The organism is Pseudocolwellia sp. G5-9 (genome assembly GCF_055808995.1).
In genome coordinates this window covers 2,143,125-2,167,162 of record NZ_CM147893.1, presented here as the reverse complement: position 1 = coordinate 2,167,162, position 24,038 = coordinate 2,143,125, and the positions used below count along the sequence as shown (strand labels likewise).

Here is a 24,038-nt window from a genome sequence, read left to right as displayed (position 1 = left end):
TATGATTGATATTGATCGTTTTAAGCAGCAAGGTTATTTTACTTACTGTTTTGATAACCTTGAGTTTTTACAGGAAATTAAAAGTACTTGTGAGCGTATTGCACGAGATAGCTTTGGTAAAAAATTTACATCGTTAGAAAATTATCATGACATTGAGTTAACAAATGAGCAGCATGATGAGTTTCAGTTTGCTGTATTTACGCAATTGAATAACGATAAAAAACACCGATATTTTGTACAAGATAACCTTGATTTTTTTACAAGTATTTTTGGACAAGATTTAGATGTCCAAACTAATTTATATTTACGTATTGCAAGGCCAGGTGTTTTTACAGACAACATCGGAATTCACCGAGATACGCATTATGGTAATTCCGCTTATGAAGTATCACTTTCATTACCTTTAGTGGATCAGGTTGAAGGTTGTGGTTTAAATGTTATTCCGCAAAGTCACCTTATTCCTGATAGTGAACTTGAGCAATTTAACCGAGAAGATGTTGTTCGTGGTACACCAAAAAATCAAATGGGTTTCTTATATGCGCCTAAAAAAATTGTAGGCTTAGACGAGTCTAAATTAACTTGTATTTCTCTCCCTTTTGGTTCCGGACTGGGTTTTACACTTGGGCTTATTCATGGTCAAAAAGCTAATCAAAGTCATATGACTCGATGGGCAATCGATTTTAGAATAAAAAACAGTTTTCATCCGTTAACTAAAAACTTAAAAGCAGGTTATTACACTCGTTTAACAAGTAGTGTGATTGGCAGCTTAGGTGATGACTATTACGCATTAAATGATGATGAAAAACAGTTGTTAACTAAACCTTGAATTTAAGTAATGCTGAAACTTAAATAAAATCACTAAACTTTATATCTCAACGGCAAATTATGAATAATATTTTAATTATTGGTGGTGATGGTTTTATTGCTTCAGCGTGTCAAACTGCTTTACCTAATGCAGAAGTTAATGTTTATACAACAAGTCGAAAGCAAAAGGGGGGAAATTGGTATTTCGATTTAGCTAATATAGACAGTATGGATTTCTTAATTGAAAATATTAAAATAAAAGATATTAATACAGTGATATTTTGCGCTGGAATGACAAGTAACGCTGCGTGTATTAAACAGCCGCATTTCTCTACCTTGGTTAATGTGAATCATACGGTATTATTACTATCGAAATTAAATGCATTAGGTGTATTTTCTATTTTTCTTTCTAGCTCTCAAGTATTCAATCATCAAACTCCATTTATTGAATGGCAAAGTGATTATTCAGCAACTACGTTATATGGTCAGCAAAAGGTACAAGTAGAAACATTTATTACCGAGAATAAATTAAATACCGCAATCTTACGTTTAACTAAAGTAGTAGGTAAAGGTTACGCTTTATTTGATGGCATTGTTGATAAAGCGAAAACACAGCAAAATATCATTCTTTTTGATGATTATTGTGCAGCTCCTATTTCCTTAAATTATGTCGTTGATACTTTAATCGCTATTTGCGAGGAGAAAAAATCAGGCATTTATCAGTTATCGGGGGCTGAAGATTTATCTTATGCAAAAATGGCCGAATTACTCTTATCTTATTTAGATTTAAAGGCAGAAATAATTAAAATTTCTGCTACTTCAAAAGGTATTACACCAGTACTTTTTGGTTCATTAAATGCTATTAGTTCTTCTGAGTTAAAATTAAATAATCAAAGCTTTACTGAATTATTATCTGCAGTATATGGCAAAGGAAATTAGTATGCGTGTTAATCATTATGAAGTAGCTATTAATAATATTGAGCAAGACCAAGGATTTTTTGTTGGTGCTATGTCAGAAGGTGAATTAAAAATTTTGCGTGCGTTTATCCGAGATCAATATTTAGCACGTTTGTTAATGTTAGCACCTAAAGAAGTTAAGCATTTTTATCACACTGATATGTCAAATTATCATGAACTTTCTGATAAAGTTGAACATCGAAAAATGTGGCCGAAAAATGTACGTATATTAGGGCCCAATGCTTTTGAAACAATATTAGCATTACCTTTTTTTCAAACCTTGAAAGAGCGTCTCGATATTCAAGCTGTAGCTACTGAAGAAGGTTGCGGTTGGCAGGAAATGTATTGGCGAATTGTTCGCCCTGGAAATTCAGATATTGGTGATTATCATGCCGATAAATGGTTTTGGGATTTAGGTCACGGGACTATGCCTGAAGGTATGAGGCGCTTAAAGATTTGGATAGCCATTCATGTGGTAAAAAATAAAAGCGGTTTGTGTGTTATTCCGGGTTCCCATCTTAAAAACGATTGGAAATATCATGGAGAAGTCGATCACACCGGTATTGCTAAACCAAAATTTGATGAAGATGTATCGCAATTAAGCATCTATGATGTACCTACACAATCTGGTGATTTCATTGTTTTTCATGATGGATTAATTCATCGTGGTATGGAAAATAAATCAGATAAAACAAGAGTCAGTTTAGAAGCAACTTTATTAGTGCCTGATCTTAACCTCAACAATACTTAAAAATGCGATAAAAATGAAAATAACTGCCGCTATATTAGAACAAATTAACCAGCCCCTAACTCTTTGTGAAAACATTACCATACCAACTTTACGAAAAGGACAGGTATTGATAAAACTTGATTATTCAGGCGTATGTCATAGCCAGCTTATGGAAGTACAAGGCAGGCGAGGCGAAGATAAATTTCTCCCTCATATGTTAGGGCATGAAGGTGTTGGTAGGGTTGTCGCTGTAGGCGAAAAAGTTCAGAAAATTAGTGTCGGTGATGACGTTATATTAGGCTGGATAAAGTCAGAAGGTATCGATGCTGGTGGTTGTAAATATTTGCATAATGAACGAGAGATTAATGCAGGTGCTGTAACTACATTTTCAAACTATGCCGTAGTATCTGAAAACCGTTTGGTTAAGCTACCTAAAGGTATAAACAAAAAAACAGCGGTTCTTTTGGGTTGTGCATTACCTACAGGCGCTGGCATTGTATTAAATCAGCTAAAACCAAAAATTGGAAAGTCTGTTGGTGTATATGGTTTAGGTGGAATTGGCTTAAGTGCATTATTAGCTTTAAAGCATTTTGAACCGAGTCACGTTATTGCTTTTGATATTGAAGAAAGTAAGTTAATACTAGCCAAAGAGCTAGGAGCCACTCATTGCTATGAAGTAGGTGAGCAAGGACGTGCACAGTTTTTAATTGACTTCCCTGAAGGTATTGACTATATCGTGGAAGCGGCAGGAAAAACATCAACAATTGAAGCTGCGTTTTCATTAGTTAAAAAAGGAGGAGGAAAATGCATTTTTGCTTCTCATCCGCCATCAGGTGAAACCATTCAACTTGATCCTTTTGATCTTATTTGTGGAAAGCAAATTGAAGGTAGTTGGGGGGGCGCCTCTAAACCAGATAAAGATATTCCGTTTATTGTAGATATTATTAATAAATATACTTTACCTGTAGAGAAGTTATTATCGAATGAATATTCGTTAATGGATATTAACCAAGCTTTAACTGATCTTGAACAAAGAAAGATTACACGCGCATTAATACATTTTGAAAATTTAATATAGGGAAGAGTCTATTTAATGACTGTTTTATTTAAAGATATTGAGTCTATTCGAAAATCACTTGGTAAAATAGTCTTAGTCACCGGCGATTTTAACATTCTTCATCCCGGCCATATCCGCTTGCTTCGCTTTGCTAAAGAATGCGGTAATACTCTGGTTGTTGGAGTAAATGCAGATGAATTATTAACTCAAACCGATTATAACGATGCTACTCACCGTTCAGATATTGTCGCGTCGTTAGCCTTTGTTGATTATTGTTTTATTAATTACGATTCAGCCACAACACTTATTGAAAAATTGAAGCCTCATGTTGTTGTAAAAGGTAAAGAGTACGAAGACAAACTTAACCCTGAGCAAAAGGCGATAGAAACCTTTGGTGGTAAGCTAATATTTAGCTCAGGTTATACTCATGTAAAATCGTCTTCTGTTTTTAATCGTCAAACCGAACAACCCGTATTAAACGTCAGTAAACTAAGCAATTATATGAGCCGCCATCATATTAACAAGGCTGATATTGAGCGGGTTATGGCAAATTTTTCGAAGCTTAATATATTAGTCATTGGCGATACCATTATTGATGAATATATGCAGTGTAACGCTGTAGGTATGTCGCAAGAAGATCCTACTATTGTTGTAACGCCCGACGAGAAAAAGCTCTTTTTAGGAGGTGCAGGTATTACCTCTGCACATGCTAAAGGCTTAGGCGCGAAAAATGTATCGTTTTATACTGTCCTTGGTGAAGATAAAGCGGCCATTTATGGTTACGAGAAAATGCGCGAGTATCAGCTTAAAGCTCGAACTTTTGTTGATGATACAAGGCCAACCACAAAAAAACGCCGTTACCGTGTGGGTAATAAAACCTTACTCAGAGTGAATGACTTTCGTGAGCATGATATTGGTATAGATATTCAAGAAGCGATAATGACACAACTCGCAGAAGAAATTTCTCAAACAGATTTAGTTATTTTTTCAGATTTTAACTACGGAATTTTACCTCAACCATTAGTTGATGGCATTATTGCTTTATGTAACAAGCATAATGTTATGGTATCTGCAGATAGCCAAACCTCATCACAGGTGGGGGATATTGCGCGTTTTAAAAACGTCGATTTAATCACGCCTACTGAACGTGAAATACGTGTTGCCCTTAACAATACGCGAGACGGTTTAGTTGTTCTTGCTGATAAACTGCATCAAAAAATGCAATGCCCTAATATTATCGTTACCCTTGCTGATGAAGGGGCACTATTACACAGAACCGAAAAGGGTGCAGTACATCATTGGAACAACGATAAAATACCAGCATTAGCGAGTAACCCTATAGATCCTGCTGGCGCTGGCGATTGTATGTTAGCGGCTACTGCGATGGCTTTGGTGAGTGGTGGCGATTTATGGACGTCGGCTTTAATTGGTTCTGTTGCCGCGGCATGCCAAGTATCTCGCGTGGGTAATACACCGCTTGAGTTTAAAGAATTGATGCAAGCGTTAGAGCAATTAACATGAGTAACGCAACTAAAGTATCACCTATTAAAAAAGCTATTTTACTTTCCGCAGGTTTTGGTACACGTTTAAAGCCTATTACTAACAATATACCTAAATGTTTGGTTTCTATTAATCAAACACCTTTGTTGCAAATATGGTTAGAGCAATTATCTAAAGCGGGCTTTTCTGAATTTTTAATTAATACACACTACTTACCCGAGAAAGTTAACCAATTTATTGAAAATTCTCCTTTTAAAGATCAAATAACCACATTTCATGAAGAAGAACTGCTCGGTACATTAGGTACTTTAAAGGCTACAAAAGCATTTTGGTGTGATAGCGATGTATTAATTGCCCATGCAGACAACCTCTGTATTTGCGATTGGACAAGTTTTATCGCAAGTTTTAAGCAACGCAAAGAAAACTGTTTGGGAACCTTAATGTTATTTAAAACAGACTCCCCTCAAAGTTGTGGCATAGTTGAACTTGATGACGCTAATTGTGTTGTTGCTTTTCATGAAAAAGTTAAAAAGCCGCCATCTAATTTAGCTAATGCCGCCGTGTATTTATTTGATAAGCGTGTTAACGGTATGTTAAGTACACTTGCAAATGATGAGTCAGATATTAGTTACCATTTAATGCCATACCTTATTAACCAAGTTAATGGTTGGGAAAATAAAGGATATATGCGTGATATTGGTACGCCTGAAAGCCTAGCAATAGCAAATAATGACGCTCCAATCTAGCTTAAGTGATTGAATTTTAAACGATGTCAAATAAATGGCTAATAAGCGTCAATTTTTTATTGATTATTCACTTAAGCAAGTTATGATTAAAGCATAGAAAAACAAATATTCATCATCAGGGAATTATGCAAGGACAGAAACATATTCTAGTTGTCGATAATGATCCGGCAAGACGAAGTCAAATAGAAACTGTATTAGCATTTGTGGGAGAGCATTTTTATGTTTTTCCTGAAGATGAAATAGTTCAACACTTGGTTGATGTACCTAATATTCTCACCGTAATATTATGTGGTGAAATATCAGAACATTTACAGGCCATTATTAAATCTCATCCTGCTTGCCCATTTATTTACCATGATCTTATCGATAAAGCGCTCATTGCTGGCTACAACAACGTTATTGGTGAATTAACGCTCCCATTAAATTATGGGCAGCTAACCGAAATGATCCATCATAGTCATCATTACCACAATAATTTACCTAATAAACGTAGTGGTAATTGCCCTAATGTACTTTTTCGTTCATTGGTGGGCGCTAGTGAGCCAATGCAACAAGTACGATTTTTAATTGAGCAAGTAGCAAGTACTGAGGCAAATGTATTAATTTTAGGTGAATCAGGTACAGGTAAAGAGGTTGTTGCACGTAATATACATAACTTGTCTGATCGTACTAAAGGGCCTTTTGTACCCGTTAACTGTGGCGCTATTCCACCAGACTTGTTAGAAAGTGAGTTATTTGGACATGAAAAAGGTGCTTTTACTGGCGCTATTTCTACCCGTAAAGGGCGCTTTGAAATGGCAGAAGGCGGAACACTATTTTTAGATGAAATTGGTGATATGCCACAGCCTATGCAAGTTAAATTGTTACGTGTTCTGCAAGAGCGTACCTTTGAACGAGTAGGGGGGAGTAAAAGTATTAAAGCTGATGTACGTATTATTGCAGCAACCCATCAGCATTTAGAAGAAATGATAAAAACCAACGAATTTCGTGAAGACTTATATTACCGATTAAATGTATTTCCCATTGAAACCCCTGCGTTACGAGAACGTAAAGAGGATATTCCCTTATTAATGAAAGAATTAATCTCTCGTTTTACTGCTGAACAAGGTCATAGTGTTCGTTTTACCGAAAAGGCGATAGAGTCTTTAAAAGAACATAAATGGGCAGGTAATGTACGTGAGCTATCTAACTTAATTGAACGTATGATCATAATGTACAACGAGCAAGTTGTTAATGTTGGTCAGCTTCCTATTAAGTATCGACATATTGAAGTTGACGAATACCAACAAGACTACCCAGAAGAATTACAAGAGCGCGATGCCATTAATGACCTGTTTTCAGGCTTTGATTATGGCGATGATGACGGTGATGAAGAAGAGATTCAAACACCTGAACCTGACTTTACAGAAACTCTAGTATTACCATCTGAAGGTTTTAACCTTAAAGATTATTTAGCTGATCTTGAAGTTTCCTTGGTGACTCAAGCTTTAGAACTAAACGATTGGGTCGTTGCTAGAGCTGCTGAAACTTTAGGTATGCGTAGAACAACACTTGTTGAGAAAATGCGTAAATACAGTTTACAAAAAAGCTAACTTTACAATTTATCAGAAGAAAAAGGATATTGTATTGATATCCTTTTTTATTGTCTTTTAGCTACGCCCATCTTATTAATGTCTTAATAAAAAGCTATTAATCTTTGCTTTTAGCCAAAAAATTGACCCATTTAGAATATCCGTTTTTAATGTTATTACGTTTTAATTTATTGAAAATTAATGATTTTTTGTTTGGCATGGTAAATGCTTTGTTGTATGTGTTATCAATAATTGAGTGATGAATTATGACATATGCAGCTTCAACCGTTTCCAATATCAATAATACATTTGATCAAACCGCTTTTTCTTACAATGCGGTAGGCCCTTCTGCAAATGTAACTCTGCATTCTAATTTAAATGAAATAAATTCATTAAAAGAAAAAATTCAACAATTGAACCAAGTTATTGATGTTATGCCAACAGGAATGATCATTCTTGATGGCAATGGTGTTGTTGTAAAAATTAATGATGTCGCTCGTCAATTACTTGATGAACCTATTTTAGGTCAACCATGGTTTGATGTGATCAAACGCTCTTTTAAACCAAGAGCAGACGATTGGCATGAAGTGTCTTTAAAGGACGGTCGAAGAGTTAAATTAGAAATTACTGCGCTAGGCGATCAGCCGGGGCAACTCATTATGATCACCGATTTAACCGAAACTCGTTTACTGCAAGACAAATTAGGCCAATTACAACGTCTTTCTTCTTTAGGGAGAATGGTATCAACATTAGCACATCAAATTAGAACACCGCTTTCAGCTGCTATGTTGTATGGTGCAAATTTACAAAATAAAAAGTTAACTAACGAATCACGAGAAAACTTTCAAGATAAGCTAATGACAAGGTTAAGTGATTTAGAACAACAAGTTAACGACATGCTGCTTTTCGCTAAAAGTGGTAAACAACAGGTTGTAGAACCTTTATCTATTAATGAACTTTTATCTAGTTCGGTTCAATCAATTGATGCCATTATTAAAAAAGAAAATGCCGAAATAACATTTTCGCTATGTGAAGACGACTGCCAAATACTAGGTAATAAAAGTGCTCTTACAGGCGCTATTCAAAACTTAGTACTCAATAGCATTCAAGTTATTAAAGAAGGCGCTAAAGTTGAGTTGTCTTCTTACTGTAAAGACGGCTATGCGCTTATCAGTGTACGAGATAACGGTAAAGGTATAGATAAAGAATTAGCAGATAAAATATTTGAACCCTTTTACACATCACGCTCTCAAGGCACGGGTTTAGGTTTAGCTGTTGTTAAATCTGTAGTTAATGCGCACCAAGGCGACGTTAAACTATTGAGTCAAGCGGGAGAGGGAGCACATTTTTGTATTCACATCCCTTTACTCGAAACAACATTTAATCCGTCAGCTAATAACGATTCAACGCCAACGAGTGCAGCCTCGAACGAATATTCATCAGTAGCGAACTTTCATGCCTCACCTATGGAGAATGCTAATGAAAACAAGTAAAATTTTAGTTGTTGAAGACGACGCAGGTTTAAGAGAAGCTTTAGTTGATACATTACTACTCGCGGGATTTCAGTGTATAGAAGCTGAATCTGGTGAAGCAGCATTATTATTACTAAAAAATCATAAAGTTGATTTAGTGGTAAGTGATGTACAAATGGGAGGGATGTCTGGTTTATCTCTTCTTAAAAGTATCAAAAATAATCTTCCTCAAATGCCTGTATTAATTATGACAGCCTATGGCACTATTGATGATGCTGTACAAGCAATGAAAGATGGTGCTAGTAATTATATGGCAAAGCCTTTTTCACCCGAAGTGCTATTGAATATGGTGAATCAATACGTACCTCTTGAAATAACTAATATGTTTGAACCTGTGGTCGCTGATCCTAAAAGTATTGAATTACTATCTCTTGCGAAAAAAGTTGCGGCAACCGAAGCGTCAGTTATGGTGCTAGGACCTAGTGGTTCAGGCAAAGAAGTACTTGCTCAGTATGTTCATTACAATTCAGATCGTGCAGAAGCGCCTTTTGTGGCTATAAATTGCGCCGCTATTCCTGAAAATATGTTAGAAGCTACCTTATTTGGTTACGAAAAAGGCGCATTTACGGGAGCTATTCAAGCATCTCCGGGGAAATTTGAACAAGCTCAGGGTGGTACAATACTACTAGACGAAATTACCGAAATGGATTTAGGCTTACAAGCTAAAATTTTACGTGTTTTACAAGAGCGAGAAGTTGAGCGATTAGGTGGCCGTAAAACCATTAAATTAGATGTAAGAGTGATTGCAACCAGTAACCGAGATCTACAACAAGCCGTAGCTGAAGGTGTATTTAGAGAAGATTTATATTATCGATTAAATGTATTTCCTCTTACTTGGAAAGCTCTTGCGCAAAGACGAGATGATATTTTACCTCTAGCAAAACATTTAGTTGAACGTATTGTGCAAAAAAATTCAGACATGATCCCAGAATTTACCACAGCAGCTCGTAGTAAATTAATTGCCTATGATTGGCCAGGTAATGTAAGAGAGCTCGATAATGTTATTCAAAGAGCACTTATTTTATATAGTAATAATGTGATTGATGCGAGCGACTTACTTATTGAACAATTTGAAACAACAACGCTCCCAAGTACAAATGAAACTCAAACGCTTTCTGAAGACAAACTCGGTAACGAGTTAAAAATTCAAGAACATCAAATTATTTTAGATACCTTAAACGCATGCCAAGGTAGCCGTAAAAATGTAGCTGAACGTTTGGGTATAAGCCCGAGAACTTTACGCTATAAAATAGCCAGAATGCGAGATTCAGGTATTCAAATACCTGCTTAAGTTTCTTAAAGCCCAGTCTAACAATGCTGGGCTTTTTGTTATATATAAGCATAATCTATATTCCTTCTAATTAAGTCACTTTCAAGCTTTTGATTTTAAAGTTTTTATTTTAATCTCTTATACGTTCGCTTACCTTGGCATCATGATTGCTTTATCCATAATAACAATATAAACATCAAGAAATTGACACAAGCGAGATTGCTATGGATATCAAATCAAATTCCTTATTTGCACAAATGCAAAGCATGTCTTTAGAGGCAATGAACCATAATACGCAAGCCGTTTCATCTGATAATGCAATACCGTCAGTAAATAAGTCAGGTAGCGATTTTGGAAGTTTATTAAAAGACGCCGTTAATACTGTTAACGATCTTCAACAAACCGCAGGGGCCCAGCGTCAAGCTTTTGAATTAGGTGACTCTAGCGTAACGCTTGCGCAAACCATGATTTCTGCATCTAAAGCAAGTGTGGCATTTGATGCAACGGTTCAAGTACGTAATAAATTTGTAGAAGCTTATAAAGAAATTATGAATATGCCTGTTTAGGTATGACTTTTTGTTTGTAACTTTCCAAAATTCTCGGAGAAATTAAGTGTCTGATACAGTTGATAATACAGGTATGGTCGTAACTGACGACGGTTCAGATAGCATATCTGAAGAACAAAAGTCAGGTTTCTCATCTGCTCTTGGCAATGTAGATGTGCTAAGACAATTAACCCTAATTATGGCATTAGCTATTTGTTTAGTTATCGCTATATTTGTGATCATGTGGGCGAACCAAGCTGAATATCGAGTGATCACTAAGCTTCCTACCGAACAACTTATTAAAACAATGGATTTTCTTGATGCGAATAAAGTCGATTACCTTCAAGAAAACAACACTATTTCAGTACCTACAGACGAATATCAAAATGTTAAAATGTTACTTGCTCGTGAAGGTTTAACCTACGAGAAAAAAGAAGGTAACGAAATTATTATGCAAGACATGGGCTTTGGTGTAAGCCAACGTCTTGAAAGTGAACGACTTAAACATTCTCGTGAACAACAACTAGCTCGAACCATTGAAGAGCTACAAACTATTGCAAGAGCTAAAGTTTTATTAGCTATTCCAAAAGATAATATTTTCGCAAAACGCGTAAAGTCTCCTTCCGCAACTGTGGTACTTACCTTACAAAAAGGCCGCCAATTATCGGAAGAAAAAGTTGATGCTGTAGTCGATATTGTCGCTTCAGCTGTTCAAGGCATGCAACCCAACAAAGTAACTGTTACTGATCAAAATGGTCGTTTATTAAATTCAGGTTCACAAAGTTCGCTTTCATCTCGTTCACGTAAAGAATTTGAAATAGAACAAAAACGTGAATCAGAATATATGGAAAAAATAGATTCAATCCTTATTCCTGTTGTGGGTTTAGGTAATTACACAGCGCAAGTTGATGTAACGATGGACTTTACCAATACCGAAGAAACTCAACGCCGTTATAATTCTGATTTACCTGCTTTACGTAGTGAAATGAAAGTTGAAGATAAAACTATAGGTGGCATGTTAGGCGGTATACCGGGTGCACTATCAAACCAGCCACCATTAGATTCAGATATTCCTGAAAATGCGACAGGCGGCGAGCAAAAAAGAGCAATGCCAAGCCGTAATCATTTAGAATCAACGAAAAACTATGAATTAGATGAAGCTATCAGCCATACTAAACAACAAACGGGTGTTATTCGTCGTGTGAGTGTTTCGGTAGCGTTAGATTATTTAACCTCAACCGCGCCTGCTACACCAGCACCTGAAGGTGCCGATGGCGAAGAAGCTGCTACTACGGCTCCTGTTGTGTCTTATGTACCAAGAGCTGAAGCTGAAATAGCAAATATTCGTCGCTTATTACAAGGTAGTGTGGGTTTTGACTTACAGCGAGGCGACGTATTAGAAGTTATTTCGTTACCGTTTTCTCGCGAAGCTGCAATTGTTGAAAAAGAAGTGCCTATTTATCTTCAACCTTGGTTTATGAAAACCTTGAAATTGGTTCTTGGCGCATTGGTTATTATCGTATTAATAATGGCTGTAGTTCGTCCAATGTTGAAACGTTTAATTTATCCAGACCAAACACCAGACGATTACGGTGACAAATCACTTGATAGTCATATTGATTTAGGTGATGAAACTATGGATATGTTAACCACGGAATTTGATGCTGGCGCTGTAGGTTTTGCGCCAGACGGAAGCTTGCAGCTACCAGATTTACATCGTGATGAAGACATATTAAAAGCTGTTCGGGCTCTTGTAGCAAATGAACCTGAATTATCCTCTCAAGTAGTTAAAAGTTGGTTAAGCGAAGATGAGTGATGAAAATCAAGGGCTAGCACCTATGGCTAGCGCCCCTGCGGGGTTTGATGTTGACAAATTAGACGGCACAGAAAAAGCAGCTATTTTGCTACTGAGCTTGTCTGAAGAAGATGCTGCGCAAATTTTAAAACACTTAGAGCCCAAGCAAGTTCAGCAAGTAGGTACTAGCATGGCTGCCATGCAAGACTTTACACAACAAAAAATTACCGCAGTACATAAGCTGTTTATTAACGAAATTCAAAACTTTAGTACCATAGGTTTCCAAAGTGAAGAGTTTGTACGTAAAGCATTAACAGCGGCATTGGGTGAAGACAAAGCGGGCAATTTAATTGACCAAATTGTTATGGGCGGCGGCGCTAAAGGTTTAGATTCATTAAAATGGATGGACTCTAAACAAGTAGCCAACATTATTCGTAATGAGCATCCACAAATTCAAACCATCGTATTATCTTATTTAGAGCCGGATCAATCGGCTGAAATATTAAGTCAATTTGCTGACAAAGTTCGTTTAGATTTAACCATGCGTATTGCTAATTTAGAAGAAGTGCAACCAGCTGCATTACAAGAATTAAACGAAATTATGGAAAAACAGTTTGCCGGACAAGCAGGGGCACAATCGGCGAAAATGGGTGGCTTAAAAGCTGCGGCCGATATTATGAACTATTTAGATACCAATATCGAAGGCGCGTTAATGGACGCAATTCGCGAACACGACGAAGAAATGAGTCAACAAATTCAAGATCTTATGTTTGTATTTGAAAACCTTGCAGATGTTGATGATAGAGGTATTCAAGCGATCCTACGTGATGTTCAGCAAGATGCATTAATGAAAGCCATTAAAGGCGCCGACGATGCTCTTAAAGAAAAAATTATGGCTAACATGTCTAAACGTGCTGCTGAAATGATGGCGGATGATCTAGAAGCCATGGGACCTGTGCGCATTACAGAAGTAGAAGCCGCACAAAAAGAAATTCTTGCTGTAGCGAGAAAACTGTCTGATGCAGGCGAAATCATGCTGGGTGGTGCAGGCGGTGGAGATGAGTTCTTATAATGAGCCAAAAAATTGTAAAAGGTTCTTCTGAAGTAGAGTCTGATCTTTGGTCTATTCCTAATGTTGAACAAGCACAACAAGTTGACGATGGCAAAACCAATGCTTTAGGTAAAAAGAGTAGTTGGAAATATGAACCACCTGAAGAAACTGAGATTGAAGAGCCGACACCATTAACCGCAGAAGATATTGAAGAAATACGTCAAGCGGCGCACGAAGAGGGCTTTAATCAAGGTAAAGAAGAAGGTTTTGCTAAAGGTTATGATGAAGGGAAAAGTTCAGGCCATGAAGAAGGGCTAAAGACAGGTCATGAAGAAGGTGTTGCAACAGGACTTAGCGAAGGTAAAGAAACCATTGATAACCTAGCGCAAGAATGGCAAACCCTAGTTCAACAACTGCATACACCATTAGCTGATGTTGAAAAAAATGTAGAAGAACAGCTATTACATTTAGTCGTACAACTTACCCAAGCCATTACGCTACAAGAAGCAAAAATTAATCCAGACATTATTACCGCAGCAATAGGCGAAGGGATAAAAATGCTTCCTAGCCAAGAAGCCCAAACACAAATATTAGTTCATCCTGAAGATATAAAAATAGTCGAAGAGCAATTTGGCGCAGACTATATTATTGAACAAGGTTGGAAATTACTTGCGGCACCTCAGCTAGAAAGAGGAAGCTGCCAAATAGAAAACAGCACATCTAATATCGACTTAAGTATTAAGTCCCGCATGAAAGACGTATTGGAATCATTTTTGCAGGATGCATTACATCAGTAAGTAAAAGGTCATAACGTCAAAAAACTATTATGCTTGACTATAACCGCATCACCGAAAGACTTAAAAATTGCGAAACCATGATCCATCCTCACAAAACATCAGTGGCGGGTCGATTAGTGCGTGTTGTGGGTTTAACCTTAGAAGCCGTAGGTGTTAAAGCCCCCGTAGGTAGCCAATGTTTAGTTGAAACATCACAAGGCGATTTAATTGCTGAAGTGGTTGGTTTCGAGCAAGAAAAAACCTATCTCATGCCAGAAGAAAGCCTACAAGGTGTTTTACCTGGCGCACGTGTTGTCCCTTTAGCGACAAAAGCTAAACTACCTTTTTCAATGGAGTTACTTGGCCGTGTTATTGACGGTGTGGGTAAACCTATTGATGGTAAAGGGCCTATTAAAAATCTCGATACCTATCAATACAGTGGTAAACCTATTAATCCCTTATCTCGACGAGCGATAACTGAACCCTTAGATGTTGGTGTTCGATCAATCAATAGCTTTTTAACCGTTGGTACGGGCCAACGTATGGGGCTTTTTGCTGGCTCAGGCGTAGGTAAAAGTGTTCTCTTGGGTATGATGACCAAAGGTACAACAGCTGACGTTATTGTAGTAGGACTTATTGGTGAACGTGGTCGAGAAGTCAAAGAATTTATTGAAGAAATACTGGGGGAAGAAGGGCGGAAACGAGCTGTAGTTGTCGCGGCCCCTGCCGATAACTCGCCATTAATGCGACTAAAAGGTTGTGAAACGGCCGTACAAATTAGTGAGTATTTTCGTGATCAAGGATTGAATGTTTTATTACTTATCGACTCTATTACTCGTTACGCCCAAGCTCAACGTGAAATTGCGCTGGCTGTAGGTGAACCACCGGCAACTAAAGGTTATCCACCTTCAGTATTTTCTAAATTACCACAATTGGTTGAACGAGCAGGTAATGGTGGCGAAGGACAAGGTTCAATTACAGCCTTCTTTACCGTATTAACAGAAGGTGACGATTTACAAGATCCTATTGCTGATGCAGCTCGAGCAATACTCGATGGGCATATTGTACTCTCACGCGATTTAGCTGATTCAGGGCATTACCCTGCGGTAGATATTGAAGCCTCAATTAGTCGTGTAATGCCTATGGTAACAGGCCCAGAACATCAACAACTTGCCCAGCAATTAAAACAAGTTTATTCCTTGTATCAACAAAACAAAGATCTTATTTCTATTGGTGCTTACAGTAAAGGTAGTGATCCGCGTATTGATCAATCTATTACCTTACTGCCGGTTATTAATTTCTTTTTACAGCAAAAAATATCAGAAGTTATTCCATACGAACAAAGCTTAAGTCAGCTACAAGAGATTATATCTGCGGCACAAGCCCATGCTCAGCAAGGCCAATAAACTCATGCGTAATGATGACCTTATTGTGCTATCTCTATTTTTTAAAGGAGGTTTTCTATGCCGATGAAGCAACTAAACACTTTATATAAATACGAGCAAACAAATGAAAATACGGCAGCTAAAAATTTAAGAGAAGCTGAATTTGAATACCAACAAAATTTACAACGTTTAGATAGCGTAAGTGAATATCGACTGGAGTACATGAAACGACTGAACCAGCGTTCGCTTGAGGGAATTGATAGTCATACATTTAGTCACTTCCATGCTTTTATTAAAAAACTAGATAATGCGTCAGAACAAGTTCAAATAGCGTTAAACCAAGCCCAAGCTATGGTGAAAAAGCGTAAACAAGAATGGTTAGCACAAAGACAAAAGGTACAGGCGGTTGAGTTATTAAGAGACAAAAAATTAAAAGTATTAGCTTCAATTGAAAACAAAAGAGAACAAAAAATGTTTGATGAAATAGCCACTCAGCAATTTGTTCGACGAAAAAGGTAATGATTTATATCAGTATGGAACATGTTTTGCTTTAATTTTAAAGTAGCTCCTTTTATACCTATTAAATAAAAGGTAATGGAAGCAAATTTTTTGCAGGAATATTTATGTCTAATATGACTTTGTTAACACTAGAATCGACTCAACCTACTGATAAAAAAGCGTTAAGTGGTAGCTTTGACGATTCAAGTAAAGAAAGTTCTTTACTGTTTTCTGATGTAATGGAAAAACATAAAGGGCAAGCTCAAAGCGGCAACAGTGTTACAACAAACGGCAAAAATGAGGAGCATTCATGTGCCAATGAAAAATCTCATGGAGAAAATGAGATTAACAACTACGCAAGTGAAGATAAAAGTGAAGAAATACAAAGCAAGAATAGTACTGATACTGAATTAACCGCTAAAACAAAAAATGAAGAACAAGATAAAAACCTTTCAGAAACTGAAGTTGTTGATCCCGAAAGTACTCAATCATCAAAAGAGCAAGCCACTACTCAACCAGATCAATTATTATCTTTTTTAAATGCTTCTGAAAAAGTATTGAATACTCAAAACAATACAGTAAGTGCAAGTAGTGAAATGGCTACGGATGAGGCAGTGTCGAATATTTCTAATATTAATAAAGAGAGAAATTCTGCTAATGCACCTAATAAAAATGTAGGGGATTCACCTGAAGCGAAAGAAGATGCAAACACACTCAAAACAGATAAAACACTGATAGCACAATCTGTATCTAGCCAAGTAGAAACAGAAGATTCAGATATTCTACAAAAAGTAAAAGCACTACTTAAGTCTAAAGAAACAGAAAGCACTAACACATCATTTAAAAATACCTTTGAAACATCTGTTAAAAATAGTGCAGAAGCTGATGTTAAAGGCATCGAAGGTGAAGTAGATAGTAATGATAGTGCAGAAAACATAGATAAAAAGGTATCACCTGAAATGTTAGTTCAATCAGGTGTTGCCAAAACACTGGTTGAAGAAAACAGTATTAGTATAGAAAAAGAAGGACCCGCAATACTAGACGCAAAGGTAAACGGGAAATCTGAAAATGTATCAGATAGTAAAAATGGGACCGTAAATAACGCCGCTCATCCAAAGCCTGAACTGGTAGATAATGTCATTGAAAAAAATCTTAATGTAGTTACTGCTGCTGAAAAAGCGGGCACTAACCCCGATCAAGTTATTGCACAATCAAAATTTCAAACACTACCCAAAGATACCAATAAAATCGATAATAACGAGAAGGAAAGTAAAAATATTCAAGCCTCAAGTGAATTATCAGAAGAATTTATTGATACAGCATCTGGTGATGATTCTATTATTAGCACAAAAAATAATGCGATTAAAAATATCATAGGTGAAAAAAGTCAAGTTGAGCAAAATAAAAGTACTGCTCAATCGTCTGCTGCAACTATAGAGTCTGAACTACAAACGGAAACTGAAAGTACAGAAGAGAGTGTTGTTGATGAAATAATGAATAATGAATCAAAGCCTCTGAATAGCAACGCTAAATTAAATTCAGGTATTAATCCTTTATTTGATACCCTATCTCAAAGAGATGTTAATCATATTTCTCAAGGAGAAGAGCGATTTATTGAACATGAGCTTTCGTTTGAAAATACGATGCAAAATATATCTGCAGATTTAGCTCAAACGCAAAAAACGGCAATTATTCAACAAGCTGAAACTATATCTATTATGCGTAAAGATTTTACCGATGCAGTAAAAGATAAAGTGATGGTGATGATTAATCAAAAAATACAGCAAGTTGATATTCAATTAGACCCTCCAGAATTAGGCCGTATGCAAGTACGTATTAATTTACAAAGCGAACAAGCTGTAGTGAATTTTGTAGTACAAAATCAACAAGCTAAAGAAGCTCTTGAACAAAACATGGATAAATTAAGACATATGATGGCAGATAGTGGTGTTGATGTTGGTGGCGCAAATGTTAAACAACAATCGAACCAATCGTCTATGCAAGAGCAAAATAGTCAAGGTTCAAATGGCCAATTTGAGCAACAAGAAGAAGGCTCTTTAGAGCAGTCTATAAGCGCACAACAATCAAAAGTGATTAAAGCTTCATCAACAGGCATTGATTACTACGCTTAAATGAATAAAACACATTGGCTAGGCTGCCATTCAAGGCTATAGTTAAGCCATTGTTGTATATAAGCTTAAGGAATTGAAATGGCTGATGGTAAAGAAGAAGAGTTAGAACTAGATAATTCAGGTGGTGGCAAAAAGAAAATGATCATCATTATTGCTGCCGTTGTTATTTTAGCAGCAGTTGGTGCTGGGGCTTTTTTCTTTATGGGAGGAAGTGACGAACCTACAGCCGCAGAGGTAGAAGCAGCACTCGATAGTGGAGAAAGTAAAGGTGCAACTTCTGAAGAAGGCCCTGCAACAGCAGAAATGGGAACAGCAATCTATGTTCCTATGCCTAGGCCGTTTAGATTTAATGTACCTGGTGCGGCACGCGATCGATTTGTTGAAATACGCGCTCAGCTTTTAGTTCGAGGTGGTGACGATGAAGAAACCGCTAAAAAACACATACCATTAATTGAAAGTACATTATTGGCAGTTTTCTCTCAGTCAAATGCGGACGATTTAGCTACGAGTGCAGGTAAAGTGTCATTAAAACAAAAAACCTTGTCTGAAATTCAAAAAGTATTAATGGATATAGAAGATAAGAAAATTGTAGAAGAAGTGTTATTTACGGGTTTTGTAATGCAGTAATCTTACATCTCGTTATAATGCGCCAGATAAAATATAAATAACAATAAATATGATAACTAATAAAGAGACTATTGAGTGAGTGATTTATTATCGCAAGATGAAATTGATGCGCTATTACATGGTGTTGATGACGTTGAAGAAGAAGAATTAGTAGAAGACAGTGCCGACGTTGATGGCATGTCTGACTACGATTTTTCATCACAAGATAGAATTGTTCGTGGGCGTATGCCTACACTTGAAATGGTGAATGAACGTTTTGCTCGGCATATGCGTATTAGTTTGTTTAATATGATGCGTCGAACGGCTGAAGTTTCAATTAACGGTATTCAAATGATCAAGTTTGGTGAATATGTTCACACCTTATTTGTACCTACAAGTTTGAATATGGTTCGATTTCGTCCGTTAAAAGGTACAGCGCTAATCACCATGGAAGCTCGGTTAGTTTTCATTTTAGTAGACAACTTTTTTGGTGGCGACGGTCGTTACCATGCAAAAATTGAAGGGCGAGAGTTTACCCCTACTGAGCGTCGTATTATTCAAATGCTACTTAAATTAATCTTCGAAGATTATAAAGAAGCTTGGTCGCCGGTAATGGATGTTTCGTTTGAATATTTAGATTCAGAAGTTAACCCTTCAATGGCAAATATTGTTAGCCCTACCGAAGTCGTTGTTATTAGTTCATTTCATATTGAGCTTGATGGTGGTGGAGGTGATTTTCACGTAGCGTTGCCTTATTCAATGCTTGAGCCTATTCGAGAATTATTAGATGCAGGTGTTCAAAGTGATAAAGAAGACACTGATATGCGTTGGTCTAAAGCATTACGTGATGAAATCATGGATGTTCCAATTGGTATATCAACAAAATTCATAGAAGTAGAATTACCTTTATCACAAATAATGGAACTCGAAGCTGGTGATATTATTCCTATCGATATGCCAGAGCATGTCACCGTATTAGTTGAAAGTTTACCAAGTTTTAGAGCTAAATTAGGTCGTAGTCGCGACCACTTAGCTTTAAAAATAGAAGAAAAAATTAAACGTCCAGAATCAGTTAAAAATGAACTTACTATTTTAACTAAAGGCGGTAAACGCTTAGACAGTGATGCCGAACTTCATCTTTTGGAAGATGATTTAGAATATTAGCTATACACATAAATGAATACCAATGTGTTGTAGATAAATAGAATTAAATAAAAATATGATAGAGGTCAATGGCGATGAGCGATGACAATGAAGATTTAGGCATGTGGGATGAGGCAATGGAAGAGCAAGCAGAAGCCGAAGCGGCTGATGCGCAACCCGTTGAGTTAGACGAATTAGAAGCTGACGCTCCAATAACTGGAGATGAAAAGCGTAAACTTGATGCCATTTTAGATATTCCTGTGACTATTTCTATGGAAGTAGGGCGTAGTAATATTAGTATTCGTAATTTACTACAGTTAAATCAAGGTTCTGTTGTAGAGTTAGATCGTGTGGCAGGTGAAGCACTTGATGTGATGGTAAATGGAACCTTAATTGCTCACGGTGAAGTTGTTGTGGTTAATGACAAATTTGGTATTCGTTTAACCGATGTTATTAGTCAAATTGAGCGAATTAAAAAACTTAAATAATGGATTATTAATGCAAACATTTTGGTTTTTTGTTGGCGCATTTTTTTCTTCTACAAGTTTTGCAGAAGAAAAAACCGTACAAGTAGGTAAACATGTGACGGCGAGTACCGATCCAGTCACTATGATCTTATCGTTATTTCTTGTGTTATTGGTAGTTATTGCAAGTGCTTACCTTTTAAAGAAATTTCAAATTACCGCTCAAGGTAACAATCAGGGATTGAAAGTTGTTACCAGTGTACATTTAGGAACTAAAGAGCGTGTTGTTGTGGTACAAGTTGCAGATAAACAATTGGTATTAGGTGTTACTGCAAATCAAATTACACTTTTAGATACGTTAGATAAACCGCTAGAAACAGGTAAAAGTGCAACTGAATTTTTTGATAAATCCGTTGTTAATATGCTAAAAAAAAGCATCAAAAAAAATGATTAAACCTATGGTAAGTAACGTGAGAAATAAAGAGCTCAAAGCAATCATAAACACTGTTAAACAGCGTTTGCCTATCTTGGTGTTTATTCTTTTATCTATGTTTGCTTTTAGCGGTGTTAGTTATGCTGAAGACTTAAGTATGTCAGCATTAAAACTCACTACTAATCCAGATGGTTCGCAAGAATATTCAGTAACCCTCCAAATCCTTATTTTTATGACCGCCCTCAGCTTTATTCCTGCGGCGGTTATTATGATGACATCTTTTACTCGTATTCTTGTTGTTATGGCTATATTGCGTCAAGCCATTGGGTTGCAGCAAACACCATCTAATCAAGTGGTTGTAGGTTTAACCTTGTTTATGACCCTATTTATTATGACTCCGGTATATAACGAAATTAACGCGCGCGCTATTCAACCTTACTTGCAAGACCAATTAACATCCGTTGAAGCGATAGACAGAGCAAAAGTTCCATTGCGAGCTTTTATGCTTGAGCAAACACGTATAAAAGATCTAGACACCTTAGCAAGTATGGCGGGCATTGAACAAGTAGATGAACCTACTGATTTACCTATGACGGTTATCGTGCCTGCATTTGTCATCAGCGAACTAAAAACCGCCTTTCAAATAGGCTTTATGTTATTTATTCCTTTTTTGATCATCGATTTAGTGGTGGCCAGTATATTAATGGCGATGGGGATGATGATGTTATCGCCCATGATTGTTTCTTTACCTTTTAAATTGATGCTCTTTGTATTAGTAGATGGTTGGAATTTAGTCATTGGTACTATTGCAACCAGCTATGGGATGGGAGCCGGCTAATGAATCCAGAGGTCTTTGTAGACATCCTCAGCGATGCTTTATTTCTGGTTATTATATTAGTAAGTGCGGTTATTATTCCTAGTTTACTTATAGGGTTAGTGGTTGCGGTTTTTCAAGCGGCGACTTCAATTAACGAACAAACATTAAGTTTTTTACCTCGCCTGATTGTTACTTTGCTTGCTTTAATTTTTGGTGGGCACTGGTTGGTACGACAGCTCATGGATTTTACTATTCGATTAATAGGTAGTATTCCCAGTGTTGTTAGCTAATGGCGTGTTCAGCTAATGGAATTTACCGACGCAGTAATTAACCAATTTATTGCTGATTTTATTCTGCCTTTTACGCGTATTTCTGCATTAATTATGAGTATGATTGGTTTTGGTTCTAAAACTATTCCGTCATCAATTAAACTAGGTTTATGTGTTGTTGTTACTGTTGCTGTAATGCCTGCTATACCTCCATCAAATGTAGGTAATATATTTTCCCTCGCAACGGCTTTATTAATTGCTAAGCAAATTATTATCGGCATTATGCTGGGGTTTGTTACCACGCTTGTGATCAATACGTTTATTCTAGCGGGACAAATTATAGCCATGCAAACAGGTTTGGGTTTTGCGTCTTTAGTCGATCCTGCCAGTGGTATGAATGTACCTGCTGTTGGTCAATTTTTTCTTATATTATCTTCGCTACTTTTTTGGGTGATGGATGGGCATTTAGCTTATTTACAGTTTGTAGTCACAAGTTTTGATACGCTTCCTATCGGCTCTAACGATTTTGATAGTACAAAGTTTAGGGAGTTGGTTGAATGGGGAGGTTGGATGTTTGCTACAGCATTATCTTTATCTATTGCGCCATTAACCGCTATGTTACTTATTAACTTTTCTTTTGGTGTTATGACACGCGCCGCTCCTCAATTGAATATTTTCTCTATTGGTTTTCCTATTACCATGTGTGCAGGCCTACTTATTATGTGGCTAACCATGGGGAACTTTTTCACACATTTTCAAATACAATGGCAAAGGGCGCTTGAGTTCTCTTGTTATTTAATTGGCTGTAAGGCTGCATAATGGCTGAGTCTGATAGTGGTGAAAAAACCGAAGAACCCACGGCCAAAAAGCTTTCTGAAGCGAGAAAAAAAGGCCAAATAGCACGTTCTAAAGACCTAGGTACAATGTTTGTATTAGTAGGAAGCGCTGTGGCGATCATGATGGTAGGCAGCTCTTTAGTGGAGTCACTGTCGCATATTATGACCCGTTTTTTTAGCTTATCACGAAAAGAAGCTTTAGATATTCATGCCTTATTTAATGTTGCCCAAGGTACGGTATCCGACATTATTGCTCCGCTTTTATGGATTTTCTTTATTATCATGTTAGCTGCTTTTATCGGTAATACTATGTTAGGAGGTATAAGCTTTTCGGCAGAGGCTATGGCACCTAAGTTAAGTAAAATGTCACCTATTGCTGGCTTTAAAAGAATGTTCGGGGTTAAAGCTTTAGTTGAACTAATTAAATCATTACTCAAGTTTTTTGTTGTGTTCATTGTTGCCTTTCTTCTACTAACGAGTCTATTCGATCAAATATTAGGCTTAAGTTTAGAAGCTATTCCCATTAATTTTGAGCATGCTACAGACATGCTATTGTGGATGTTTTTAGTGTTAGCTTTGTCTATTGGTATTATTGCTGCTATCGATGCCCCTTATCAAACATGGGAACATAATCGACAGTTAAAAATGACAAAACAAGAGATTAAAGACGAATTTAAAAATTCTGAGGGTAGCCCCGAAATCAAAGGGCGTATCAGACGTGTTCAATACGAAATGTCGCAACGTCGAATGATGCAAGACGTGCCTGATTCAGATGTAGTTATTACTAACCCAACTCATTATTCCATCGCGTTAAAATATGACGGTTCTTCAGGCGGAGCTCCGCAGCTAGTGGCAAAAGGGATAGATGAAATGGCTATGCACATTCGCACTATAGCTAAAGAACATCAAGTAGAAATTATACAGTCACCCGCACTCGCTCGCTCCCTTTATTATACTGCTGAAGTCAATAAAGATATCCCCGAAGAATTGTTTGCTGCCGTCGCTCAAGTATTAGCATTTGTTTATCAATTAAATGAACATAAAAAAGGAAAAAGTAAACGACCTAAAGCTTTAGCCAAAAACCTCCCTATTCCAGATGAGTTCAAATATTAGTTTTTGCT

General features: G+C 36.8%; 24 protein-coding genes. All 24 read left to right on the top strand.

Annotated features, from left to right (window positions below; all coding sequences use genetic code 11):
- Position 1 precedes the first annotated feature (1 nt).
- Complete coding sequence (locus AC0L5Q_RS09305; protein ID WP_473617801.1) at positions 2–826, top strand: phytanoyl-CoA dioxygenase family protein; 825 nt, start codon at positions 2–4, stop codon at positions 824–826.
- 59 nt (positions 827–885) lie between these two features.
- Positions 886–1,743, top strand: a complete 858-nt coding sequence (locus tag AC0L5Q_RS09300; RefSeq protein WP_473617797.1) for a sugar nucleotide-binding protein — start codon at positions 886–888, stop codon at positions 1,741–1,743.
- A gap of 1 nt (position 1,744) precedes the next feature.
- Complete coding sequence (locus AC0L5Q_RS09295; protein WP_473617793.1) at positions 1,745–2,512, top strand: phytanoyl-CoA dioxygenase family protein; 768 nt, start codon at positions 1,745–1,747, stop codon at positions 2,510–2,512.
- A 13-nt stretch (positions 2,513–2,525) separates the two neighbouring features.
- The gene (locus AC0L5Q_RS09290; RefSeq protein ID WP_473617789.1) at positions 2,526–3,569 is read left to right on the top strand and encodes an alcohol dehydrogenase catalytic domain-containing protein; all 1,044 of its coding nucleotides are present in this window, start codon (positions 2,526–2,528) and stop codon (positions 3,567–3,569) included.
- Positions 3,570–3,584: 15 nt separating this feature from the next.
- The gene (locus AC0L5Q_RS09285) at positions 3,585–5,069 is read left to right on the top strand and encodes a PfkB family carbohydrate kinase (RefSeq protein WP_473617785.1); all 1,485 of its coding nucleotides are present in this window, start codon (positions 3,585–3,587) and stop codon (positions 5,067–5,069) included.
- Positions 5,066–5,794 carry a nucleotidyltransferase family protein gene (locus AC0L5Q_RS09280; RefSeq protein ID WP_473617782.1) on the top strand — a complete coding sequence of 243 codons (729 nt, stop codon included), beginning with the start codon at positions 5,066–5,068 and terminating at the stop codon, positions 5,792–5,794. The genes AC0L5Q_RS09285 and AC0L5Q_RS09280 overlap by 4 nt, the downstream gene beginning before the upstream one ends.
- A 125-nt stretch (positions 5,795–5,919) precedes the next feature.
- Positions 5,920–7,386 (top strand): sigma-54 dependent transcriptional regulator, encoded by a 1,467-nt coding sequence (locus AC0L5Q_RS09275; protein ID WP_473617779.1) that lies wholly within the window; start codon positions 5,920–5,922, stop codon positions 7,384–7,386.
- 245 nt (positions 7,387–7,631) lie between these two features.
- Positions 7,632–8,858: a sensor histidine kinase gene (locus AC0L5Q_RS09270; protein ID WP_473617776.1), complete on the top strand. Its 1,227-nt coding sequence runs from the start codon at positions 7,632–7,634 to the stop codon at positions 8,856–8,858.
- Positions 8,845–10,188, top strand: a complete 1,344-nt coding sequence (locus AC0L5Q_RS09265; protein WP_473617772.1) for a sigma-54-dependent transcriptional regulator — start codon at positions 8,845–8,847, stop codon at positions 10,186–10,188. Before AC0L5Q_RS09270 ends, AC0L5Q_RS09265 begins: the two co-directional genes overlap by 14 nt.
- A gap of 203 nt (positions 10,189–10,391) precedes the next feature.
- A complete protein-coding gene (fliE, locus tag AC0L5Q_RS09260) occupies positions 10,392–10,733 on the top strand; it encodes a flagellar hook-basal body complex protein FliE (RefSeq protein WP_473617769.1) in 342 nt (113 codons plus the stop codon).
- 73 nt (positions 10,734–10,806) lie between these two features.
- Complete coding sequence (gene fliF, locus AC0L5Q_RS09255) at positions 10,807–12,528, top strand: flagellar basal-body MS-ring/collar protein FliF (protein WP_473618279.1); 1,722 nt, start codon at positions 10,807–10,809, stop codon at positions 12,526–12,528.
- The gene (fliG, locus tag AC0L5Q_RS09250; protein ID WP_473617766.1) at positions 12,521–13,579 is read left to right on the top strand and encodes a flagellar motor switch protein FliG; all 1,059 of its coding nucleotides are present in this window, start codon (positions 12,521–12,523) and stop codon (positions 13,577–13,579) included. The genes fliF and fliG overlap by 8 nt, the downstream gene beginning before the upstream one ends.
- Positions 13,579–14,355, top strand: coding sequence for a flagellar assembly protein FliH (gene fliH, locus AC0L5Q_RS09245; RefSeq protein ID WP_473617762.1), 777 nt, complete (start codon positions 13,579–13,581; stop codon positions 14,353–14,355). Before fliG ends, fliH begins: the two co-directional genes overlap by 1 nt.
- A gap of 29 nt (positions 14,356–14,384) precedes the next feature.
- Positions 14,385–15,740, top strand: coding sequence for a flagellar protein export ATPase FliI (gene fliI, locus AC0L5Q_RS09240; protein WP_473617759.1), 1,356 nt, complete (start codon positions 14,385–14,387; stop codon positions 15,738–15,740).
- Between the two features lie 57 nt (positions 15,741–15,797).
- Positions 15,798–16,238: a flagellar export protein FliJ gene (gene fliJ, locus AC0L5Q_RS09235; protein WP_473617756.1), complete on the top strand. Its 441-nt coding sequence runs from the start codon at positions 15,798–15,800 to the stop codon at positions 16,236–16,238.
- 104 nt (positions 16,239–16,342) lie between these two features.
- A complete protein-coding gene (locus AC0L5Q_RS09230) occupies positions 16,343–18,349 on the top strand; it encodes a flagellar hook-length control protein FliK (RefSeq protein WP_473617752.1) in 2,007 nt (668 codons plus the stop codon).
- A gap of 78 nt (positions 18,350–18,427) precedes the next feature.
- On the top strand, positions 18,428–18,976 hold the full coding sequence (gene fliL, locus AC0L5Q_RS09225) for a flagellar basal body-associated protein FliL (RefSeq protein WP_473617748.1): 549 nt from the start codon (positions 18,428–18,430) through the stop codon (positions 18,974–18,976).
- A 75-nt stretch (positions 18,977–19,051) separates the two neighbouring features.
- Entirely contained in the window at positions 19,052–20,119 is a 1,068-nt protein-coding gene (fliM, locus tag AC0L5Q_RS09220; RefSeq protein ID WP_473617745.1) for a flagellar motor switch protein FliM, read from the top strand.
- A gap of 74 nt (positions 20,120–20,193) precedes the next feature.
- The gene (gene fliN, locus AC0L5Q_RS09215) at positions 20,194–20,586 is read left to right on the top strand and encodes a flagellar motor switch protein FliN (RefSeq protein ID WP_473617740.1); all 393 of its coding nucleotides are present in this window, start codon (positions 20,194–20,196) and stop codon (positions 20,584–20,586) included.
- A gap of 10 nt (positions 20,587–20,596) precedes the next feature.
- The gene (fliO, locus tag AC0L5Q_RS09210; RefSeq protein ID WP_473617736.1) at positions 20,597–21,016 is read left to right on the top strand and encodes a flagellar biosynthetic protein FliO; all 420 of its coding nucleotides are present in this window, start codon (positions 20,597–20,599) and stop codon (positions 21,014–21,016) included.
- A 94-nt stretch (positions 21,017–21,110) separates the two neighbouring features.
- Positions 21,111–21,833, top strand: a complete 723-nt coding sequence (gene fliP / locus AC0L5Q_RS09205; protein ID WP_473618278.1) for a flagellar type III secretion system pore protein FliP — start codon at positions 21,111–21,113, stop codon at positions 21,831–21,833.
- Positions 21,833–22,102, top strand: a complete 270-nt coding sequence (gene fliQ / locus AC0L5Q_RS09200) for a flagellar biosynthesis protein FliQ (protein WP_076416947.1) — start codon at positions 21,833–21,835, stop codon at positions 22,100–22,102. The genes fliP and fliQ overlap by 1 nt, the downstream gene beginning before the upstream one ends.
- 15 nt (positions 22,103–22,117) lie before the next feature.
- Positions 22,118–22,900, top strand: coding sequence for a flagellar biosynthetic protein FliR (gene fliR / locus AC0L5Q_RS09195; protein ID WP_473617731.1), 783 nt, complete (start codon positions 22,118–22,120; stop codon positions 22,898–22,900).
- Positions 22,900–24,030, top strand: coding sequence for a flagellar biosynthesis protein FlhB (gene flhB / locus AC0L5Q_RS09190; protein WP_473617727.1), 1,131 nt, complete (start codon positions 22,900–22,902; stop codon positions 24,028–24,030). Before fliR ends, flhB begins: the two co-directional genes overlap by 1 nt.
- The last annotated feature ends 8 nt before the right edge of the window (positions 24,031–24,038 follow it).